Origin of the sequence: Streptomyces sp. NPDC058231 (assembly GCF_042882275.1) — a bacterium.
In the GTDB taxonomy this organism is placed as follows: Bacteria; Actinomycetota; Actinomycetes; order Streptomycetales; family Streptomycetaceae; genus Streptomyces.
Genome location: NZ_JBHVWN010000027.1, coordinates 24,921 through 45,840, shown reverse-complemented (window position 1 = coordinate 45,840; position 20,920 = coordinate 24,921). Strand labels below are relative to the sequence as shown.

Here is a 20,920-nt window from a genome sequence, read left to right as displayed (position 1 = left end):
CGCGGCGCGTGGCGCCTGGGGCTCCCGTCCGCGCCCGCAGCCCCCGGCCCGCCCCCCCCCCACCCCCCCCCGCCCGGTCGTCACGGCACAGTCCCGCGCCTGGACCGGGCTACTGAGCTACGTCAGTGCTGTGCCGTGCGACGCTTGCGCACGGACCACATGATGCCGCCACCGGCCAGCAGCACGGCGACCGCCGCACCACCGATGATGGGGGTCGAGGACGACGAACCCGTCTCGGCGAGGTCCGGCGAGCTGCTCGGCGAAGCTGCGGCAGGCGCGGCCTCCGAGGAGCTCTGGCTCGGCGTGGCGCTCGGCTTGGGCGCCTCCACCGGTGCCTCGGTCGACTTCGTCACGGACGGCGTCGGCGTGGGCGTCGGGGTGTAGTCGTCACACACCGGTGACGTCTTCTCATCGTCCTTCGAGAAGTTCGCACCGTCGCCGGCCTTGACGACCAGGTGGACCGTCAGTTCCTTGTCGTGCCTCGGCAGTACGAGCTTCTTGTGGAACTCCCGGCCGAACGTCTCGGTGGGCAGGAGGTCCTTGCCGTCCACAGTGACGGTCACCGTGTTGGCGACGTCGCTGTTGTAGGCGGTCAGGTCAAGCGTCACATCAGTACAGGTCACGGCCCAGGTGGGGGTGTGAGCTGCGGCCGGGCTGGCGGCGAGGACCGCGCCGGTCAGGCCGACAACCGAAGCGGCTGCGAGAGTACCCGCGGCACGCCACGATCTCCTGGGTATGGTCATGGATTCTTCCTCCGCATGTTTCATCGCCCGAATGGCGGTGGGGCGCACAGTACTGCCCCACTCCCGCAGCCTCCCATCCGACCCATGCACCACGCGAGTTCACAACTCTCACCACATCACCGCAGGTTGGAACATGCCGGACACATCGTTCGAGCTGCGACCCGACAGGCGGTCGCGTGAAGTGAGCGTCTGCTGCCGGACCGTGCCGAACGGCGGTCAGAGCGGGAGATGCATGATGTGCAGCCCGACGAATCCCTTCGTCGGATGGTTGAACCCCTCGGGCAGCGTCCCCAGGATCTCGAACCCGAGTGAACGGTAGAGCCGCACCGCGTGGATGTTCGTCTCGACCACGGCGTTGAACTGCATGGCCCGGAATCCCGAGGTACGGGCCCAGTCCACCGTGTACTCGCACAGGGCCCGGCCCACTCCCTGCCCGGAGTGCTTGGGGTCGACCATGTAGGTGGCGCTGGCGATGTGCGCGCCGTTGCCCATATGGTTGCGGTTCATCTTCGCCGTACCGAGAACCGTCCCGTCGTCGTCGACCGCGACTACCGTTCGGTTCGGCGCCTCCTGGTACCACCACCCGCGGCCGTCGTCCTCGCCGAGCTGCAACGGGTAGGTGAGCGTCTCCCCCGCTGCGACGATCTCGTGGAAGAACGGCCAGATGGCAGACCAGTCCTCAGTTGTCGCTTCCCTGATCAACATGGGGGTCAGAATGCCAGCGCCGGTCTCGGTGCGCGAACCCTTATGCGTCACACCCGTTGGGCACGCCTGCACCGGTTCCCTCTGCACCATCGAGAGAACGGACGACTCCGGCGCAGTCGCGTCGAGCGGACCGCCTCTCACCGCAGTCGGTCGATCTCCCGCGGACGCGCACGGCTTCCACAACCGTCACACCGATCCGCCTCGTGACGTCCTGGCAACTCTCCGTGACCAGCTCGGTGCGACGGAGGACGCTTCCGCCCGGCCTGTGGAGAACTCCCACAACCGGGCGGAGATGCCGTTCCGAGGGCTCCGAGCCGTCAGAACCCGTTGGTCCCCCCGCCGCCCTGGCGCGCGGTGACCCCGAGGTGTTCCCCGACCCGGTTCACGAGCAGTGTCATCTCGTAGGCGACCTGGCCGACATCGGCCTCGGCCTCGGCCAGCACGCTCAGGCAACTGCCGTCTCCGGCAGCGGTCACGAAGAGGAGTGCCTCGTCGAACTCCACCATCGTCTGCCTGGCCCTTCCTGCCCCGAAGTGCCGCCCCGACCCTCGGGCGAGACTGTGCAGTCCCGATGAGACGGCGGCCAGGTGCTCCGCGTCCTCACGCACGAGTCCCGTGCTCGCACCCGTCACCAGCCCGTCGTTCGACAACACCAGCGCGTGTCTTATGTACTCGACCCGGCTGGTGAGATCGTCGAGGAGCCAGTCGAGTCCCCTGTCCAGCGCCAATTCCCCGCTCCTCCCCGCTCATACGTTCCCCGTGCCCCACCTATCACGTAAGCCTTGCGCACAGCTCACGTCGGGGCAACAGCCCCTCCGTCGCAGCGGCATCGGCCGAGGCCGGATCAGCCCACCGAGTCGAGGAGCCGGGCCGTATGCATCCGGCCCGCGTACTCGACCATGCGAATGAGGACTTCCTTGCCCGAATCGCGGTCGCGCGCGTCGCACAGCACGACGGGTGTGCCCAGGTCGAGGTCGAGGGCGCGGGACACCTCACGCTCGCCGTAGGCGCGGGCGCCCGCGAAGCAGTTGACGGCGACGACGAAGGGGATCCGCCGGTGTTCGAAGTAGTCGACGGCAGGAAAGCAGTCCTCGAGCCGCCGCGTGTCCGCGAGCACGACGGCCCCGAGCGCCCCTTGGGAGAGCTCGTCCCAGAGAAACCAGAAGCGATCCTGTCCAGGCGTGCCGAACAGATAGAGCGAGAGGCCGGAGCGGATGGTGATGCGCCCGAAGTCCATGGCGACGGTCGTGGTGGTCTTCTGGTCGACCCCGTCGGTGTCGTCGACCGACTGTCCGGCCTCGCTGAGGAGTTCCTCCGTGCGCAGTGGCCTGATCTCGCTCACCGCGCCGACCAGTGTCGTCTTGCCGACCCCGAATCCACCGGCGACCAATATCTTCAGTGCAAGGGCGTCGCTCTCCACGGCCTCCCCGGCCGTTCCCTCGACGGTCTCCCCGCCCGTTCTGTCAGCGTGCTCGGAAGGCATCGATCACTTCTCTCACCCGTGAGCCTCAAGACGTAAAAGTGCAGCTCAGAGCCATCTTGACGGGCTCGGTTCGGTATCTGTGGGCAGCGGTACGGGGGACAGCATGGCAAGCCATGGCCCATTCCGAGCGGTGTGATCGATTTTTGACCGTAGTAGCCGAAGAGGGATCGCTCAATGTCCGTGTGGGGTCGCTATTCGAGTCGAATGCGACTCCGGTTCGAGCCGGACTCGATCCTGGTGGTGGTCGGGACTTGGGTGGCACGCTCGCGGCTCCCGTAGAGCTGCAACGCCGGGTCGGACACGGCCGACTCCCCGGGCACGGCCGTCGGTGCCGACTCCACCCGCACCGCACTTCAGGAAGGGCGGCCCGCCCCGCGTTCTGCCGGATCTTGCCAGCCGCGACGCCCGCCCTGTACTTCTGGGGCAGCGCGGCCGCCCCGCAAGTGCCTTCCGCAGAGCAGGAGATGATCATGACGTTGTCACCTCTACGCGTCGGCGTGCGCCGCGCGACCCCCGACGACGTACCCGCACTGGTGCGCATGCGCGCCCTCATGCTGTCGGACATGGGAATGGAGACCGGGGACGCCGAAGCCCCGTGGCGGGCGGCCTCGGCTCAGTGGTTCGCCGAGCGGATGCGGCTTCCCGGCGAGTTCGCCGCGTTCCTGGTCGACGATCCGGAGCTCGGGGTCGTGGCGAGTGCGGTCGGCGCGTGCGATGCACACGCCCCCAGCCCGGCCAACCGGAGCGGGCTGCAGGGTCACATCTCAAATGTCAGCACCGATCCGCGGCGTCGGCGCCGCGGATATGCCCGTGACTGCCTCGGTGCGCTGCTCACCTGGTTCCGGGAGGAGACCGAGGTCACGGTGGTGAACCTCAATGCCACAGGCGACGGGGCAGCGCTGTACGAGTCGTTCGGCTTCGTCGCGCCGCGCAACCCGGCCCTGCAGCTCCGCACGGGAGCCTGGTCCTGATCGGTCGCGGTCAGCCGTACGAGAGGTCCTTGCACAGGTCTTCGTCGGCCGATCGGGCGCCGTCGCCGACGGCGGAGGGAACCGCGCTCGGCGCGGGGGTGGGCGTCGCCTCGTCGATCGACGGATTCTGCGCGAACGAGGTCCCGAGGACGACTCGGACACCGGCATAGGCGGACGGCTCCGTCCGCGCACCGGCGAACAGTCGCGCGACGGCCTCCGCCTGGTCCCGCAGATCCGGTCCGTACTCGATGACGGTCGCAGCGTGGTCCTGGCTGCTCGCGGTGGCCGCGCCCGTGACGGTGAAACCGCGGGCGCGGAGGAGTTCGGCTGCGCGGGCCGCAAGGCCGTCGACCCTGGTGCCGTTGTAGACAGCGAGGCTGATACCCGCACCGGGGATCGGGGCCGCGGTGGTCGGCCGCTGCGAGGCGCCACCCGCACTCCTGCCGCTGCCACGCCCCTTGCCGGACGCGTCCTGGCCGTCGATCGTACGGTCGGCCTTGAGCGCCGCCCACAGAGCATCGGCATCCGGTTCGACGATCGCGACGCGGGAACCCTCGTAGCGCCACGGGACGGTGACGAACTTGGTGTTGCGCAGGTCGATGTTCTTCATCGACATGGCGAACTTCAGCAGCCGGTCGGCCGATCCGAGGCCCGGGTCGACGGTCATCGAGTCGGTCGCCGCCCTGGCGAGCGGCAGCAGCGTGGTCGGATTCAGGCCTTGGGACTTGACCTTCTTGATGAGGGAGCCGATGAACGCCTGCTGCCGCTTGATCCGGCCGATGTCGGATCCGTCACCGATGCCGTGCCGGATCCGTACGTAGTCGAGCGCCCGCTGTCCGGAAACGGTCTGAGGCCCGGTGGCGAAGACCAGTTCGCCGCGTGTGGGCCTGTTCGGGCTGAGGTCGCGCTGGTAGATGTCCTCCGGCAGACAGACCGGGACCCCGCCGACGGCCGACGTCAAGGCCGAGAAACCGGCGAAGTCCACGACGACGGTGTGATCGACCCGCAGACCGGTGAGGTGTTCCACGGTGTTCTGCGTGCAGGCCGGGTTTCCCTCGGCGGTATCCCCCACCGAGAACGCCCCGTTGAACATGACATGTTGCTGAGGTGCGGTCCACCGGCCCCCGGGGGTCTTGCAGGCCGGGATGTCGACGAGGGTGTCACGGGGAATGGAGACGGCGACGGCATTCCGGTGATCCGCGTACACATGGAGCAGGAACGCGGTGTCGGAGCGCCCCACAGCGCCCTTGCCGCCACCGAGTTCCTTGTTCTCGCCGGCACGTGAGTCCGAACCGATGACGAGCACGTTCTGACCGTTCGACGAGTCGGGCGGACGGTCACCGGAGATCCCGTCCGCACTGAAGGTGTCGATCCGGCCGGTGAGTTTGAGGTAGCACCAGCCCACCCCCGCGACGAGCAGGACGAGGAACGACAGTCCCGTCATCGCGGTCCGCCACAGCCGGCTGCCCCGTCCTCCACCCGCCGCCACCGTGCGACTGCCAGTCATTGGTCACCTCGTCCGTCCGGCTTCCGGCTTCCGTGGAGGAAGACGTCCACCCCTGCCCCGTGGTTGTCCAGTTGCGCAACGTAGCCAGTATGACTGCGCTATGGATCATCCGCCCTACCCACTGACTTCCGGATCCACCGACTCCGGATTGCCGGACCACGGGCTGGTTCAGGACATTGCGCAACGGCCGTGCGCCCTTGTGCCAGTTGCTCGATCCCTGACACCCGTTGATCGTCGCGACTGCGCCGGCCGCGCAGTCCGCATCGGCTGAATCGGCGAATACCGCCCGCGCCCTGGGCAGAACCACGCGGATCCTGAAGAGTGAGGCACAGGCCATGAGGGGGACCGGCCCGCAGTGAGCCGGGGCGAGCGCCCCGGAGTACGGGGCGGCGCGGCGCCTGCCCGCCATCTCAGGGCTTGTTCAATCGGGGAATCCCGGATCGAAGGGCCGTCGTCGGCGCGAGGGCGGCCGAAGAATCGGTGGTCGACGGATCACCGGACCAACGGAGGATGTTCATGGGTGTGACCCTGGTCAAGGGGGGCAACGTCTCGTTGTCGAAGGAGGCTCCCGGCCTGGCCGCAGTGACGGTCGGTCTCGGGTGGGACGTACGGACGACGACCGGTGCCGACCACGACCTGGACGCCAGTGCGCTGCTGTGCTCGGACGCCGGCAAGGTTCTCTCGGACCTGCACTTCGTCTTCTACAACAACCTGACCAGTCCTGACGGTTCGGTTCAGCACACCGGCGACAACCTGACGGGTGAGGGCGAGGGCGACGACGAGTCCATCGACGTGGACCTGGCCGGCGTCCCGCAGGAGGTCGCGAAGATCGTCTTTCCGGTCTCCATCCATGACGCGCAGAGCCGTGGCCAGAGTTTCGGCCAGGTACGCAACGCCTTCATTCGCGTGGTGAACCGGGCGAACGACGTGGAACTGGCCCGGTACGACCTCAGCGAGGACGCCTCCACCGAGACGGCCATGGTCTTCGGTGAGCTGTACCGGCACGGTGCGGAGTGGAAGTTCCGCGCGGTGGGCCAGGGGTACGCGTCGGGACTGGCCGGCATCGCGTCCGACTACGGCGTGAACGTCTGACCCGGCCGGCCCCTCCGGCGGCCTTCCCGGGCAGCGGGTTCACAGCGCCCGCAGTCCGTTGATCACCTCGCGGAGAATGCGCTCGTCCGGAAGCTGCGCGGGGGGCACGGGGCGGCTGACCCGTACACGGCCCGCTTCGAGCAGGTCACCGAGGAGTACCCGGACGACGCCGACCGGGAGGTCGGAGTCCGCGGAGAGTTCGGCCACGGACTGGGTCTCGGCGTGGCACAGCGCGAGCAGCGCGCGGTGTTCGGGGCCCAGCGGGAAGTCCTCGGAGCTCTCCGGAGCGTGATCTTCCATGGAGACGAGTGCGATCAGGTCGAAGTGCACCCCGCTCGGGCCCGGTTCGGTCCGCCCGCCCGTCATGGCGTACGGGCGGACCAGCGGTCCTGCCTCGGCGTCGTACCACTGGCTGCCCGGCAGTTCGAGCGGGTCCGGGAAGCGTCGGCCGGATCCCGGACCCTCGTTGATCATGTCCACTGCTGTCTCCGCCCTCAGCCGGCCGCGGAGGGGGGCACGGAGAGCCGCGGCGGCGTCCGCAGATGCTCGCCGACCCGTTTGACGAGCCGGGCCATCTCGTAGGCGACCAGGCCGATGTCGGCGAAGGCCGTGCTCAGTACGGCGAGGCAGGAGCCGTCTCCCGCAGCCACGACGAACAGGAAGCCTTCGTCCATCTCGACCATCGTCTGGCGCACCTCGCCGGCCTGGAAATGCCTTCCGGCTCCCTTCGCCAGGCTGTGGAAGCCGGAGGCCACCGCGGCCAGATGCTCGGCGTCCTCGCGGCTCAGCGCACTGGAAGCACCCACCGCCAGGCCGTCGCTGGAGAGCACCACGGCGTGGCGGACCTCGCCGACCCGGGCGACCAGGTCGTCCAGCAGCCAGTCGAGTTCGCCCGACGTTCGGCGCGCCTCGGTCCACTCGTTCGCGATCATGCATCGTCTCCTTCGCTGCGGGGGCGGGGTTCGGTGGTGGTCCGGCGAGGCACCGGCGTGCCGGGTACCGGGCCCCCGCCGCGCACCCAGCCGTTGCGATAGGCGGTCATGCGGTCCCTGGCCTGTTCCGGGCTGCGTGCCGCCGGTCCGTCCGCGCCGTTGCCGCCCCCGCTGCGGACCGGCTCCGACCGGGGCTCCTCGCGCAGTTGCGGGACGAGACTGGCCTGCCGCACCCTGCGGGGCAGACCTTCGTCGCCGTCGCCCTGGTTCTCATGACTCCCCCGGGTCTCGCTGCCGTCGCCCTCGGCCCGGTCCTCCACCCTGTCCCCGTCCGTCCTGCGGGAGCGGGGGCGCAGCGAGGTGACTCCGGCCGTGGGACCGGTCCGGGACTCCAATGCGGGTACGGGTACCGGGGCGGGGAACGCCGTGGTCTGGGGACGCACCGCTCGGGGGACGGCTGCGGCGCCGGACGTCACGGGGTCGCTCGCGTGCTGACGCTCGACCGATGTCTTCTCGGCGTCCTCCGCGCCGGCCGGGAGTGCGCCCTGCAGGAGTGCGGTCGGCAGCAGGACCACCGCTGTCGTCCCGCCGTACGGTGAGGTGCGCAGCTTGACCTTGATGTGGTGCCGGACCGAGAGGCGGCTCACCACGAAGAGTCCGAGCCGGTCGCTGTCGAAGAGGTCGAGCGCCTCCGCCTGCTCGATGCGCCGGTTCGCCTCGCCCAGGAGCTCGCTGCCCATGCCGAGTCCGCGGTCCTCGATCTCCAGGGCGTAGCCGTTGCCGACAGGCTCGCCGGTGATCCGCACCTTGGTGTGCGGGGGCGAGAACTGTGCTGCGTTCTCGACGAGTTCGGCCAGCAGGTGGGTGAGGTCGGCGACCGCGGTGCCCTTGACCGCGGCGTCGGGCAGCTGCCGTACCTCGACCCGGGCGTAGTCCTCGATCTCGGAGACGGCCGCGCGTACGACATTGGTCAGCGGTACGGGCATCCGCCAGGCGCGCCCGGGGGCCGCTCCGGAGAGGATGATCAAGCTCTCCGCGTGCCGCCGCATTCGGGTGGTCAGATGGTCCAGGCGGAAAAGGTCGCTGAGCTCGTCGGGATCGTCGGCGCGGCGCTCCATGCTGTCGAGCAGATTGAGCTGGCGGTGGACCAGCACCTGGCTGCGCCGGGCGAGGTTGACGAAGACCCCGGAGATGCCGTCGGCGAGTTCGGCGCGTTCCACCGCGGCGCTGAGGGCGGCCCGGTGCACGGTGCCGAGAGCCTCACCGACCTGGCCGATCTCGTCCTGGGAGGCGGGGCCGGGCGGCGCCTCGGCCTGGATGTCGAGCTCCTCGCCCGCTCTCAGCCGCTGCATCGCTCGCGGCAGCTTGCGGCGGGCGATCTCCAGGGCGCTGTTGCGGAGGCTGACGAGTTCGACGACGAGAGCCCGGCCGATGCGCACGGAGATGACCAGCGAGGCGGCGACGGCGACGAAGCCGAAGAGGACGGCTGCCCCGGACGGGGTGAGCAGTCCGCCGGCCAGCGGATCGGCCCGGTCGGCCACGCGTCCCGCCGCACCGTCGTCGATGGTGCGCAGTTCACTCCGTACGCTCGCGGCTGCCGGATCCCAGTCGGCGGCGGACACCGCCCCGGCGGCTGCCCGGCCGGGACGCGCCGTGAGCACGGTGTCCTCGGCCGTTTCGATCCGGTGGTACGCGGACCGGGCGGTGAACTTCCGCCAGGTGGCCCGTTCGGTGGCCGGCAGATCGGCGCCCGCGGTCTCGACGAGGTTCCTGCGCGTCTCCACCGCCCCGGTGAACTGGACCAGCCGGCGGCCGTCGAGGCTCTTCGTGAGGGCGGCCGAGGCGAGCAGGGCGTCCTCACGTGCCAGCATCTCGTCGGCGCGTGCCAGTTCGAGGAGTACGCGGGCGTCGGATCCCGCCGCGTCGTCCTGGATCCCGGTGAGGGCGCCGAAGACGGCGAAGCCCGCGGTGACCGCCTCGGTGTAACGGTCGTACACGGCGCTCAGGTCGCGTTCCCGGCTCCCTTCGTGGCCGCTCGCGGTACGCAGTGCGCCGGTGCTGTCGAGGAACTGGTTGAGACGGTCGGCGACGCCCTCCGGGAGATTCCCGGTGTCCGCGATGGTGTGGTGCTTGTCCAGTCGGAGTGCGGCGAGAGCGGAGTCGGTCCGTCCGGCCCGTTGCTCCAGTGCTGCGGCGTGCGCGCCGCCAGGAGCGGCGGTCTGGAGCAGCGCGGCTCTGCGCTCGGCCTGGAGCGCTGCGACAGCGGTCGATATGGGGGCCCGGACTTCCGTGTCGACCCGTTGCAACTGCCTCAGTCGTGCCACGTCCTGGGCGGTGTTGACCGTGGCGAAGCCCCACAGCGCCAGCAGCGAGACGACGGGCACCATCAGCAACGAGATGATCTTGGCGCGTACGGTCCTCGGGCGCAGGGTCCGTCGTCCGCGGGGCCCGGATGTGTCCTGCGTCAGCAGCAGCCGTGCGTCGCGTTCGGCGCTCTCGTCGGCGGGCGGTCCCGCGTGTGCGCGGCGTCCGCGGGCCGCGGGCGAGGAGCTGGGCCGGGTGGCGGTCGTCGCGCCGGGGTCCGGGGTCGTGCGGGGTGGGCGCATGGCCTCCTCGTTCCGGATGTGGTTCTTGGCGGGAGTGAAGAATGGGTGCTGTGCCGTGATGTCAGGGCGTCGCCGACGGGACGACGTCGGGACCGCCGGAACCACGACGTGTGCCCGGTTCGCCCGCGCGCTTCGTGAATCGCGTGGGGCCTCCGGCGTACGTGTCGGAAGGTTCCGCGGCGCGCTCGGCGGAGACGTATGCGGCACGCTCCCCGGCCGACGGGGACAGGGCGACGAACGCCGAGGTCAGGAAGAGGTACGAGCCCAGCCCGACAGCGAGGGGAAAGATGAACTGCATCGTCGTCGCACCGGGGAGTTCGCTGCCGGAGGGTGTGACGTGGACGCCGACCGCCAGCATTCCTGTGTAGTGCATGCTGCTGACCGCCGCGCCCATGACGAGCGAGGCGAGTGCGACGGCACGCGGTGACTTGATGTTGAGCGCCGCCCACAGGGCAGCCGTCGCGGCGGCGACAGCGATCACGACGGAGAGTACGACCCGCAGCGGGTCGTAGTGGATCGTGCCGTGCAGCCGCAGCGCCGCCATCCCGAGGTAGTGCATGCTGGCGACGCCGAGCCCGGTGCCGAACCCGCCGATGAGGAGCGCCCTGGTCCGGTCGCGGCTGTATCCGACGGCGAAGACCCCGCCGCCGACCACCACCATGGCGCCGAGGAGGCTCAGCAGGGTCAGCGGCACGTCGTAGCGGATGTCGGTGCCGGTCACACCGAATCCGAGCATCGCGACGAAGTGCATCGTCCAGATGCCGCTGCCGATGGCGGAGGCGGCGGTGAGCAGCCAGTTGCGGCGCGACCGGCCGCTCGTCTCGAGTGCGCGCACGGTGCAGCTCAGTCCGAGCGCCGCGCCGATCGCTGCCATCGCGTACGACAGCACAGGTGTCAGCCAGCCGAAGGTGGCGTGGTCCAGGTGTCCCATGACTCGGGGACGCTAGTCGCCCCGGGGGCGCGCGCCTGGGGCGCATTTCGAAAGCTGACGAAACATGACAGAGAAATAGCCCCGAACGATCGCACCGTGCTCGAACATGTAGGCCAATCCCGTCCGTTTCACTCCGTTTCGCTCCGACTGCTCATGCGCGATCATGTCGGTATGGCTGACGACCAGACGCAGGTCCAGGACTTCTTCGCCGCACGTGCCGCGGACTGGGACAACCGGTTCCCGGACGACGGTCCGGCGTACGCCGCGGCCGTCGGAGCGCTCGGGCTACGCCCCGGCGACACCGTCCTCGACGCGGGCTGCGGTACGGGACGGGCGCTGCCCGCGCTGCGTGGGGCCGTCGGACCACGGGGCAGGGTCCTGGGAGCCGACCTCACCCCGGCCATGCTGGAGGCCGCGGGCCGGGCCGGACGCGACCGGAGCGGTCAGCTGCTCCTCACCGACGTCACCCGTCTGCCGCTGCAGGCCGGGGTCCTCGACGCGGTGTTCGGTGCCGGGCTGATCTCGCATCTGTCGCCTCCCGGTCCGGGGCTGGCGGAGCTGGCCCGCGCGGTACGGCCGGGTGGGCAGCTGGCGCTGTTCCATCCGATCGGCCGGGCCGCGCTGGCCGCGCGACACGGCCGCCGGATCACGGACGACGATCTGCGGGCCGAGCCCAGGCTCCGTCCACTGCTGGCGCGTTCGGGCTGGCGACTGGTCTCGTACACCGACGAGGACGCGCGGTTCTTCGCACGTGCCGTACGGACGGACTGATCCGGACCCGGCTCACGTGCTCATTCGACCGGGGTATCCGGACGCCGCTTGTGCGGAATCGGGCAGCCGCCGGTACCCGGGGTGGGAAACGTACCGAGTTCGCCGACCTCGTAACCGTCCGGGTAGCCCTTGATCTCCGGGTTCTGGCGCGCGTGGTGCGCGGTGGACCGGGGCGGCAGCAGCCGCACGGCCCGCGCCCGCAGCCGCAGCGCACCGCGGGTGAGACCGCGGGCAAGGGGACCAGGACGTTCGTATCGGAACGCCCGCAGCAGCGCATCGTCGAGGAGCGCGAGGCCGGCCTTCCGGACGGCGGGTGCGAGCGGCGCCGGATACCAGGAACCCATGAGCGCCAGCGTGGCGTCGGAGACCTTGCGTGCCCCCTCGTCCCAGCCGAAGTGCTCGTCCTCGTACGTGTCGAGGGTGCGCTCGAACTCCTCGTACGTCTGCGGCACGTCATTGATGCCCATGTGGGCACCCAGAGTGCGGTAGTAGACGGCGAAGGCACGCAGTTCGTGGCCGGTGAGCCTGCGCCATCCATAGCTGTCGAGCCACCGTTTCGGGACGACCACGAACGTGCACAGCACGTAGCGCATGTCGTCGTTGCTGATGTCGTAGCTGCGGTGCATCTGGTTGATCCGGCGGATCGCCGTGCGTCCCGGATCGCTGTCGAAGCCGTGCTCCACGACGGCGTCCAGGAGCAGTGCGGTGTCGTCGTACCGCTTCTGTGAACGGTCCGTCAGCTCGGCCGTCTCGGCGAGGAGCCGGCCGATGGCGGGGACCGCGTAAGTGCGGTACAGGGCCAGTTCGAGGGCCCTGGTGATGTCCCAGGGGAATTCGTAGGTCACCGTGAGTCGGTAGATCTCCAGGAAGTCCCGCTCCGGATCGAGCCGCTGAATCTCCTTCAGCCGGTCGTATCGCTTCACTGCACTGCCCCCGTTCCTCGGCCGAAGGTCCAATTCTATGTGGCGGGGTAAGACCGTAAGTACGTGCGACCGCACCATGCGTGCACGACTTCCCGGAAAGGCGGTCCCCCATGATCGACATGCTCAGCAGTCTGCGGAAGGCTGTGTCACCCGGCCGGAAGGGCGAGCGCGCCACACCGCCGCGTGGGGAAAGGCAGCGCAAGCAGCACAATCTGTTCGACGCGGCCGCCACCTATGTCGCGGCGTCCGTGGAGGACGACCAGGAGCGGATGGACGAGGCAAGCGGCTGGGTGTCGCCCGAGGCGCTCTCGTTCGGCGTCAACGAGCTGGCCTGCCGGGCCGTCACCGCACTGGCGCGTGAGCGCGGCCAGTCACCGCGGACCGTGGCCCGTACGCTCCTCGGACTGTCCGCCGACTGAACCGCGGCGTCCACTCGGTGACGGCCCGGAGGGTTCTGCCTCGTCAGGGCCTCGACGACCGGGTTACCCACTGGTTAAGGTGCGCCGACGGAAAACGATGAGGGACGAGGAGGGTGCTGTGGCCGGGACGGACGACACAGTCGCCGAGGACGACGCGCTGTATGTGCTGACCGCGGTGCTGCTGACACCCGCGCAGTTCCCGAGCGTGTTCGGCGACGACTACCCGGCCGCATGCGCGGCACTCGGCCTCGAACCGTATGCAGAGGGTTACGGACTCGTCCTCGGCCAGGACGGCGGCGGGGCCAGGTGGACCGTCGTCATCGATGACGTGTCCCTGGTCGCGGTCGCGATCGCCTCCTGGGACTGCGGCATGGAGTACGACCTCTCCCCCGACGACCGCTCCGTGGTCTGCGCGTTGCCCGGCTGGCCACTCGCACTGGCGGTCGCCGCGCCCGGGGTGCCGGCACCGCACGACCCGGAGCCGGAGGCCGGGGAGGACGATCTGACGCCGCTGAGCCCGCCCGACACGGAGTCGTGGGGACCGGCACAGCGACGGATGGGCGCTGATGAGATCGCGTTGCAGTGGGCGGCCTGGCGCGAGCAGATCGACGACGCGACGGCGTTCGCGGGGGCGGCCGGCGCGGACGGGGCCGATGCCGCGGAACCGGACACCGCCGACATCGCCGGTGCGGATTCCCCCGGCCCGGCGCCCGCCGAAGGGGAAACCGACGCCGGGGAGAAGAGCGGGGAGACGAGCACGGACGACGGCGCGCCCTCCGGCGCGCACCCGGGTGTCCGGCGTGCTCTCGCGGAGGCCCATGCGTATGTGGACAGTCCTCCGCCGCCCGGCCGTATCCGCTCCTCCTTCGCGCCGGGCGACGCCCGCACCCTGCGCGCCGACGGCCCCGGCTGGTCCCTGGTCGCCAGGACCGACGACATCGCCTTCATTCTTCTGGACGAGGAACCCGGCGAGGTCCTGCCGGTCGGCCGCGGGACGGAGCTGCCCACCCTGCTGAAAGCACTCGACACGCTGGCGGTGCGCCCCTCCTGAGCCACGGCGCTCGGCCGTCGGCCGGGCGGCTTCGAGTTCCCGGCGCCGAGAGCACTTGCCCCGGTGCCGGGGTGATCCCGTGATCCGCCCGGCCGACACGGTTCACGGGACGGACCTCAGACGCGTTCCAGCGGGCGGTGCGGCTCAGCGGGCAGGTCGGCCTTCACGGTGTCTCCGGGCCGGATCGTCCCCCCGGTCACGACGACGCCCATGATGCCCGCCTTGCGCACGATGCCGCCTGCTGCGTCCCGTCCGACGACCTGCTTCAGCAGCCCGTGCTGGAAGTTGTCGATCTGCGCACACGGGTTGCGCAGTCCGGTCACCTCGACCACGGCTTCGGTGCCGAGGTGCAGCAGGGTGCCGACAGGCACGGCGAGGAGGTCCACGCCGCGGGTGGTGACGTTCTCCCCGAGATCGCCGGGGGCGACCTCGAAGCCCGCCGCGCGCAGTTCGTCGAAGAGTTCTTCGTGGATGAGGTGGACCTGCCGGAGATTCGGCTGCGTGGGATCCTGTGCGACCCGGGAGCGGTGCTTCACCGTGACTCCCGCGTGCACGTCCCCCTCCACACCGAGTCCGGCCAGCAGGGTGATGCATGCACGGTTGGGCTTGGTGAACGTGTACGTGCCGTTACTACTGACCGCGGTGACTGTTCCGCTCATCTACGGAGAACCCCTCTCAACGACCTATTTCCTTGCGGGTGATCCTGCGGAGCCTGCGCCGCTGGGAGGGATCCAGCATCAGATAGGCCACCGCAGGCACTCCGATCAGCACCAGCAGTGACAGCCAGAATCCGATGAACGGCATCAGGATGACTGCCGCGACCACTCCCCCGATGGCAATCTTTGCGCTGTTCGACATCGTCCCTGCCTCCTACGCGGCTCAAGCCGCTCCTGCTGTGAGAACGCCCGTGCGTCCCCATCGGTTCCGGTTCGCGGCCGCGGACACCGGCCGGCTCACCGCAGCGGCTCGCCGACCTCGTGCATGTGCCGCAGGGCCTGCCGATAGGACTCGATCAGGCCGGTCTCCGCGTACGGCATGCCGAGAGCCTCGCAGTGGGCCCGTACCAGGGGTTGTGCCCGGCGCAGGTGGGGGCGTGGCATGCTCGGGAAGAGGTGATGCTCGATCTGGTAGTTGAGGCCGCCGAGGAACCAGTCGGTCAGCACCGCACCGCGCACGTTTCGCGAGGTCAGGACCTGCCGCTGAAGATGTCCCCAGCGGTCGCCCTCCGGGTCGGGCATCTCCATTCCCTTGTGGTTCGGCGCAAAGGCCATTCCCAGGTGGAGCCCGAACAGCGCGTGGTGCACGAGCGCGAAGACGACGGCCTTGCCGGGCGACATGACGGCGAGCAGCAGAGTCGCGTACAGCCCGAGGTGGCTGACGAGGAGCAGGGCGGACAGGCCGCGCTCGCGGACGGGCTGCCGTCGCAGGAACTGGAAGCCGGAGATCTTGAGGGCGATGCCTTCGAGGAGCAGCATCGGGAAGAACAACCGCGCCTGGTTACGGGTCAGCGCACGGGCGATCCCTTCGCGCTGCGCCGCCTGCTTCCGAGTCCAGACGAGGGCTCCGACGCCGACGTCCGGGTCCTTGTCGATGTGGTTGGGGTTGGCGTGGTGGCGTACGTGTTTCTCGTTCCACCAGGCCTCATTCATGCCGAGCAGCAGGTTGGCGTGGACGAGACCGATGATCCGGCTCGCCCTGCGGTCGCCGGTCATCTGGGCATGTCCGGCGTCATGACCGAGAAACGCGGTCCGCGACCACACGATCGCCAGCGGCAGTGCGAGCGGCAGCGTCCACCAGGTGTTGCCGAGGAGGACCAGGGCGGTGACCACTGCGCCCAGGGCGGCGAGATTGGTGGCGATGCGCGCCGCGTACCATCCGGTGCGCCGTTCCAGAAGTCCCTGTGCCTTGACGGCCCGCAAGAGCGGTGCGAAGTCGCTGCCCGACCCGCCGGCAGCGTCCCCGTTCCCGGCCGCCCCCACACCTCCCGCGCTGTCCGTGCTTCCGGCACGGTCGCGAGCGTGGTCCGCGACGGTGGCTACGGCCTGGGGCATGTCGTCTCCGGTCTCTGGGAGGGCTGAGATCTGCTCTGACCTGTTGAAACGTACGGGCAGGGGATCCGCGGCAGCCATGGCGCCACCACCCGGGAATGCGGGGGGGCAGCCCCCTCCCCGCAGGGTGGTGCTGGCTGCACCCGACGGCTCACGGAGACCGGCCACGTGACCTGGGTCACGGCCGTCCGGCTCCCGGGCGGCGTGCGCTTGAGGTACCCTCGGCGACCTTGGGCCCCCACTAGTCAAATTTGAGGAATCTGACATCGCTGTGCACAGGCTTCCCGCGGCGACCCTCGCCGAGATCTCCGCGCTCTCCCGCTGCTCCGTCGTCCTTCTGCCCTCGGACCCTGCCCGCACCGGTCGTATGGCCTTCTGGAATCCGGACGGCAGCAGCCCGCCCGACGCCCCTGGGACGATCGGGGAACTGGCTGTCGTCGGAGCCGATGCCCGCCCGTACGGAGTCCAGGCGCTGCTGCTGCCGGTGCGCGACGCCCTGCCGGTGCTGACCCGCGCACGAGCCTCGGCACATGCCTCTTCCGCGGCTGCGTTCTGGGGTGCGGCCGCGCTCCTCTCGCTGCAACTCGCGGCCCGCGGACTCCTGCTGCCGGGACTGAGCGCCACCGACCACGACGCCTGGCGGGCCGGTCCGCTGACCGCCGCCGACCTCGATCGGATCCGCGACCTCGCCGCCTCCATGCCGCCCACCGCCCACGCGGTACCACTCGACGCGTCGGCGGAACCCGTACTGCTGCCCGAGCCGGAGCGGCTGCTGCGCGAGTTCCTCGACGCCGTGGCGGACGGTCTGCCGCGCACACCCGCCGCGGCGTTCGCCACCGGCAGCCCGGCGTTCGCCGCCGACGCCCCGCAGCATCTTCCGGAGCAGCGCGCCTGGGCCGCCGATGTGGCGGCCGGCCACGACGCGGGTGTGCGGCTCTCACTGCGCATCGAGCTCTGCGGCGCGGGCGGCGGCCACACGTACGACGAGACCGGTGGCGGACCCACTTTCCGCGCGGTCCTGCAGATCCACAGCGTCAGCGATCCGACGCTGGTCGCCGATGCCGCCGCCGTCTGGGCGGGCGGCGCGAACGGCTTCGGCCCACGGGCCCGGATGGACGCCCTCCTCGCCCTGCGCCGGGCCGCCCGTGCCTGGCCACCCCTGGCCCCGCTGCTGTCGGCGGCCGTGCCGGACGCCGTCGAACCGGCCGACGACGAGATCACCGAACTGCTCGGTTCCGCCGCGCGGGCGCTCGCCGCGACCGGGGTCCAGGTGCACTGGCCGAAGGAGCTGGCCCGGACCCTCACCGCCCGCGCCGTGATCGGCCCGCCGGACGAGGGGGACGGTGATCACGACGGTGAGCGCGAATCCCACGACGCGCGGTCCGCGTCCGACACACCCTCGCTCCTGTCGGCCGACGCTCTGCTGGCGTTCAACTGGCGGTTCGCACTCGGCGACCAGAAGCTCAGCCGGACTGAGCTGGACCGGCTTGCCGAGGCCGGCCGGCCGATCGTCCGGCTGCGCGACCAGTGGGTTCTCGTCGACCCCGAGGACGTACGCCGCGCCCGCCGGGCGCAGGACCGCAAGGTCACCCCGATCGAGGCGCTCGGCGCCGTACTGACCGGTTCCGCCGAGGTGGACGGCCGCCGGGTCGACGTGCAGGCCACCGGTTGGCTGGAACGGCTGCGGGCCCGGCTCGCCCGACCCGAATCGGGTGAGCGGCAGACGGTCGGCCCGCCCACCGCGCTTGCGGCCACACTGCGCGACTACCAGCTGCGCGGGCTGAACTGGCTCCACACCATGACCTCACTCGGCCTCGGCGGCTGCCTCGCCGACGACATGGGCCTCGGAAAGACCATCACGCTCATCGCCCTGCATCTGCACCGGCAGGTCCTCCAGGAGACCGCCGGACCCACTCTGGTGGTCTGCCCGGCCTCGCTGATGGGCAACTGGCAGCGGGAGATCGAGAGGTTCGCCCCCGGCACACCGGTGCGCCGCTTCCACGGGGCGTCCCGCGGTCTGGAGGCCCTGGAGGACGGCGAGTTCGTCCTCACCACCTACGGCACGATGCGGCTCGACGCCGCGAAACTCGCCGGCGCCGGATGGTCCATGGTGGTTGCCGACGAGGCACAGCATGTCAAGAACCCGTATTCGGCGACCGCGAAGCAGCTGCGCACGATCGGTGCGAAAACGCGGGTGGCCCTCACCGGCACGCCCGTGGAGAACAGCCTCTCCGAACTGTGGGCGATCCTCGACTGGACGACCCCCGGGCTGCTGGGCCGGCTGGGGACATTCCGTTCGCGGTACGCCCGGGCGGTGGAGCGCGGCGGCGACCCCGCGGCGGCCGAGCGGCTCGCCGCTCTGGTCAGCCCGTTCCTGCTGCGGCGGCGCAAATCCGATCCCGGCATCGCCCCGGAACTGCCGGCGAAGACGGAGACGGACCACGCGGTGTCACTCACGGCTGAACAGGCCGGTCTGTACGAGGCGGTGGTACGGGAGACCCTGGCCGAGATCTCCGGCGCCGACGGCTTCGCCCGACGCGGACTCGTGGTGAAACTGCTGACGGCGCTGAAGCAGATCTGCAACCACCCGGCGCAGTACCTCAGGGAGGAACAGCCGCGCGTCGCCGGCCGCTCGGGGAAGCTGGAACTGCTGGACGAGCTGCTCGACACGATCCTCGCCGAGGACGGAAGCGTGCTGGTGTTCACCCAGTACGTGCAGATGGCGCGACTGCTCGAACGCCATCTGGCGGCGCGCGGTGTACGCACCCAGTTCCTGCACGGCGGTACCCCTGTCCCGGAGCGCGAGGCAATGGTGGACCGCTTCCAGGCGGGCGGGACACCGGTCTTCCTGCTGTCGCTGAAGGCCGCCGGTACGGGGCTCAACCTCACCCGGGCAGGCCATGTGGTGCACTTCGACCGCTGGTGGAACCCGGCGGTCGAGGCGCAGGCCACCGACCGGGCATACCGCATCGGGCAGACCCAGCCCGTGCAGGTCCACCGACTGATCGCGGAGGGAACGGTCGAGGACCGGATCGCGGACATGCTGGCCCGCAAGCAGGGGCTCGCCGACGCGGTGCTCAGTTCCGGGGAGACCGCGCTGACCGAACTCACCGATGCGGAACTGGCGGACCTGGTCGAGCTGCGAGGGGGCGCGCGATGATCGACGCATACGGGAACGACGGGTACGAGGATCCCGGCCACGAGACCGACGGAGGCAGCGCCGAGGAGGCGGTGCCGGGGCAGGAGCGGACGTTCACCGCGCTGCCACCCGCGCGGGGCCGCGGCTTCGCCGAGTCCTGGTGGGGCCGGGCATGGCTGCAGGCACTCGAGGACACGGCACTCGACGGCGAACAGGTCAGGAAGGGACGCCGGTTCGCCCGCGAGGGCAGGGTCGGCGCGGTGTCGGTGCGGCCGGGGAGGATCACCGCGGTCGTGCACGACCAGGACACGACCGCGTACCGCAGCGATGTGCTGCTCCAGCAGTTGAGCGAGGAGGAGTGGGACCGGTTCCTGGACATGGCGGTCGACCGGGCCGGACACATCGCGGCACTGCTCGACCGGGAGATGCCGCCACATCTGGTGGAGGACGCGTCGGCGGCCGGAGTGGAGCTGCTGCCGGGCATCGGCGATCTGGATCCGGAGTGCACCTGCGAGGCGTGGGACCACTGTCCGCACTCCGCCGCCCTCTGCTACCAGGTGGCGCGGCTGCTGGACCAGGACCCTTTCGTGCTGCTGCTGGTGCGAGGCCGCGGCGAACGTCGGCTGCTCGACGAGCTCCAGGTGCGGATCGCGGCCCGTGCCGCGGCGAACCCGTCCGACGAGGAGAACGACCGCAGGCGTGGCGTTCCGGCGGACGAGGCGTTCGCTGCGCGGGACATCCTGCCCCCGTTGCCCGCTCCCCCGCCGCTGCCGGCGGAGCCCGGTCCCGCGCCTTCGCTGGACACGGAGACCGGACCGGAACCCGGCCTCGATCCGGCAGCTTTGGAGGTACTGGCGGCTGACAGTGCGGTACGTGCCTACCGCATGCTGGCGGACGCTCTGTCGCCGAGCCATGAACAGCAGCCCGTGCAGGACGGGCTGACGCCCGAACAGGACGCCGTCCGGCTGACCGCGGACGCCCGTCCGGAACCGTGGATCGTGTCACGGCTGGCCACCGGATCGGGGCGGCAACGGACCGCGCTCGACGTGGCGGTGCGCGCCTGGGGCCACGGCGGGGCTGCCGCGCTCACCGTGCTGGACGAGGAGTGGACACCGGATCCGGAGTCCCTCGCCCGTGCCCGCGCCCGGCTCGCCGCGGCATGGGAGGAGGGGGATCGCCCGCGGCTGCGCGCCGCCGCCAACCGTTGGACGGCGGCCGATGGCGACGTACAGTTGCGGTTCGGGCGGGACGGACGCTGGTGGCCGTACCGCAAGGAGCACGGACGGTGGATCCCGGCAGGCCCGGCGGACGACGACCCCGCGACGGCGCTGGCGGTGGCGCTCGGCGACGGATGACCGGCTCCGCCCGACGGCGGCGCCCCTCGTACGCCGGGCCGGGCCGCCCGCCGCGCTCACCTCGCCGGCCCTGCCCGAAACCGGTGCGCCGACCGAGCGGACGGACCACCCACCCGCCAGCCGACTCTTCTCAACTCCCCCTCGGTGCAACGACTTTCGTCCGCCTGCCGTCTTCCGTCACTCGCGTCGCGGTCGTACGGTAGGGCGCGCGAGACGCTCGGCCGTACATCGGACAACGCATTCC

At 70.5% G+C, this 20,920-nt stretch carries 20 protein-coding genes; 7 read left to right on the top strand and 13 right to left on the bottom strand.

What is annotated here, in order from left to right:
* Positions 1-122: 122 nt before the first annotated feature.
* The 4 genes from ACFVXE_RS19665 to ACFVXE_RS19650 form a co-directional block, all read right to left on the bottom strand.
* Complete coding sequence (locus ACFVXE_RS19665; protein WP_389672551.1) at positions 123-743, bottom strand: LAETG motif-containing sortase-dependent surface protein; 621 nt, start codon at positions 741-743, stop codon at positions 123-125.
* 216 nt (positions 744-959) lie between these two features.
* Positions 960-1,448, bottom strand: coding sequence for a GNAT family N-acetyltransferase (locus tag ACFVXE_RS19660; protein WP_389672549.1), 489 nt, complete (start codon positions 1,446-1,448; stop codon positions 960-962).
* 317 nt (positions 1,449-1,765) lie between these two features.
* Positions 1,766-2,176, bottom strand: a complete 411-nt coding sequence (locus ACFVXE_RS19655) for a roadblock/LC7 domain-containing protein (protein ID WP_389672548.1) — start codon at positions 2,174-2,176, stop codon at positions 1,766-1,768.
* Positions 2,177-2,292: 116 nt separating this feature from the next.
* The gene (locus tag ACFVXE_RS19650; RefSeq protein WP_389672546.1) at positions 2,293-2,931 is read right to left on the bottom strand and encodes an ATP/GTP-binding protein; all 639 of its coding nucleotides are present in this window, start codon (positions 2,929-2,931) and stop codon (positions 2,293-2,295) included.
* A gap of 470 nt (positions 2,932-3,401) precedes the next feature.
* On the opposite strand from ACFVXE_RS19650, the gene ACFVXE_RS19645 reads away from it, so the two are divergent.
* A complete protein-coding gene (locus ACFVXE_RS19645) occupies positions 3,402-3,902 on the top strand; it encodes a GNAT family N-acetyltransferase (protein ID WP_389672544.1) in 501 nt (166 codons plus the stop codon).
* Positions 3,903-3,912: 10 nt separating this feature from the next.
* Here the strand turns inward: ACFVXE_RS19645 and ACFVXE_RS19640 are convergent, their stop codons facing one another.
* Complete coding sequence (locus ACFVXE_RS19640) at positions 3,913-5,346, bottom strand: LCP family protein (protein WP_389672632.1); 1,434 nt, start codon at positions 5,344-5,346, stop codon at positions 3,913-3,915.
* Between the two features lie 579 nt (positions 5,347-5,925).
* On the opposite strand from ACFVXE_RS19640, the gene ACFVXE_RS19635 reads away from it, so the two are divergent.
* Complete coding sequence (locus ACFVXE_RS19635) at positions 5,926-6,501, top strand: TerD family protein (RefSeq protein ID WP_389672542.1); 576 nt, start codon at positions 5,926-5,928, stop codon at positions 6,499-6,501.
* 39 nt (positions 6,502-6,540) lie between these two features.
* Here the strand turns inward: ACFVXE_RS19635 and ACFVXE_RS19630 are convergent, their stop codons facing one another.
* The 4 genes from ACFVXE_RS19630 to ACFVXE_RS19615 form a co-directional block, all read right to left on the bottom strand.
* Positions 6,541-6,975 carry a DUF742 domain-containing protein gene (locus ACFVXE_RS19630; protein WP_389672541.1) on the bottom strand — a complete coding sequence of 145 codons (435 nt, stop codon included), beginning with the start codon at positions 6,973-6,975 and terminating at the stop codon, positions 6,541-6,543.
* Positions 6,976-6,995: 20 nt separating this feature from the next.
* Positions 6,996-7,433 carry a roadblock/LC7 domain-containing protein gene (locus ACFVXE_RS19625; protein WP_389672539.1) on the bottom strand — a complete coding sequence of 146 codons (438 nt, stop codon included), beginning with the start codon at positions 7,431-7,433 and terminating at the stop codon, positions 6,996-6,998.
* Positions 7,430-10,039, bottom strand: coding sequence for a nitrate- and nitrite sensing domain-containing protein (locus tag ACFVXE_RS19620; RefSeq protein ID WP_389672538.1), 2,610 nt, complete (start codon positions 10,037-10,039; stop codon positions 7,430-7,432). Before ACFVXE_RS19620 ends, ACFVXE_RS19625 begins: the two co-directional genes overlap by 4 nt.
* A gap of 61 nt (positions 10,040-10,100) precedes the next feature.
* The gene (locus tag ACFVXE_RS19615) at positions 10,101-10,970 is read right to left on the bottom strand and encodes an MHYT domain-containing protein (RefSeq protein ID WP_389672536.1); all 870 of its coding nucleotides are present in this window, start codon (positions 10,968-10,970) and stop codon (positions 10,101-10,103) included.
* 171 nt (positions 10,971-11,141) lie between these two features.
* On the opposite strand from ACFVXE_RS19615, the gene ACFVXE_RS19610 reads away from it, so the two are divergent.
* Positions 11,142-11,741, top strand: a complete 600-nt coding sequence (locus tag ACFVXE_RS19610) for a class I SAM-dependent methyltransferase (RefSeq protein ID WP_389672534.1) — start codon at positions 11,142-11,144, stop codon at positions 11,739-11,741.
* 20 nt (positions 11,742-11,761) lie between these two features.
* Here the strand turns inward: ACFVXE_RS19610 and ACFVXE_RS19605 are convergent, their stop codons facing one another.
* Complete coding sequence (locus ACFVXE_RS19605) at positions 11,762-12,664, bottom strand: oxygenase MpaB family protein (protein ID WP_389672533.1); 903 nt, start codon at positions 12,662-12,664, stop codon at positions 11,762-11,764.
* 119 nt (positions 12,665-12,783) lie between these two features.
* Here ACFVXE_RS19605 and ACFVXE_RS19600 point away from each other — a divergent pair, with 119 nt between their 5' ends.
* Entirely contained in the window at positions 12,784-13,083 is a 300-nt protein-coding gene (locus ACFVXE_RS19600) for a hypothetical protein (RefSeq protein ID WP_389672630.1), read from the top strand.
* A 118-nt stretch (positions 13,084-13,201) separates the two neighbouring features.
* A complete protein-coding gene (locus ACFVXE_RS19595) occupies positions 13,202-14,134 on the top strand; it encodes a hypothetical protein (RefSeq protein WP_389672531.1) in 933 nt (310 codons plus the stop codon).
* A 116-nt stretch (positions 14,135-14,250) separates the two neighbouring features.
* On the opposite strand, the gene ACFVXE_RS19590 is transcribed toward ACFVXE_RS19595, so the two are convergent.
* The 3 genes from ACFVXE_RS19590 to ACFVXE_RS19580 form a co-directional block, all read right to left on the bottom strand.
* The gene (locus tag ACFVXE_RS19590; protein WP_389672529.1) at positions 14,251-14,793 is read right to left on the bottom strand and encodes an MOSC domain-containing protein; all 543 of its coding nucleotides are present in this window, start codon (positions 14,791-14,793) and stop codon (positions 14,251-14,253) included.
* 16 nt (positions 14,794-14,809) lie between these two features.
* Positions 14,810-14,992, bottom strand: coding sequence for a hypothetical protein (locus tag ACFVXE_RS19585; protein ID WP_359114556.1), 183 nt, complete (start codon positions 14,990-14,992; stop codon positions 14,810-14,812).
* A gap of 95 nt (positions 14,993-15,087) precedes the next feature.
* Complete coding sequence (locus ACFVXE_RS19580) at positions 15,088-16,185, bottom strand: fatty acid desaturase family protein (RefSeq protein ID WP_389672528.1); 1,098 nt, start codon at positions 16,183-16,185, stop codon at positions 15,088-15,090.
* Positions 16,186-16,453: 268 nt separating this feature from the next.
* Here ACFVXE_RS19580 and ACFVXE_RS19575 point away from each other — a divergent pair, with 268 nt between their 5' ends.
* Together ACFVXE_RS19575 and ACFVXE_RS19570 are read left to right on the top strand one after the other, a co-directional pair.
* A complete protein-coding gene (locus tag ACFVXE_RS19575; protein ID WP_389672526.1) occupies positions 16,454-19,342 on the top strand; it encodes a DEAD/DEAH box helicase in 2,889 nt (962 codons plus the stop codon).
* Positions 19,339-20,676, top strand: coding sequence for an SWF or SNF family helicase (locus ACFVXE_RS19570; protein ID WP_389672525.1), 1,338 nt, complete (start codon positions 19,339-19,341; stop codon positions 20,674-20,676). Before ACFVXE_RS19575 ends, ACFVXE_RS19570 begins: the two co-directional genes overlap by 4 nt.
* Positions 20,677-20,920 lie beyond the last annotated feature (244 nt).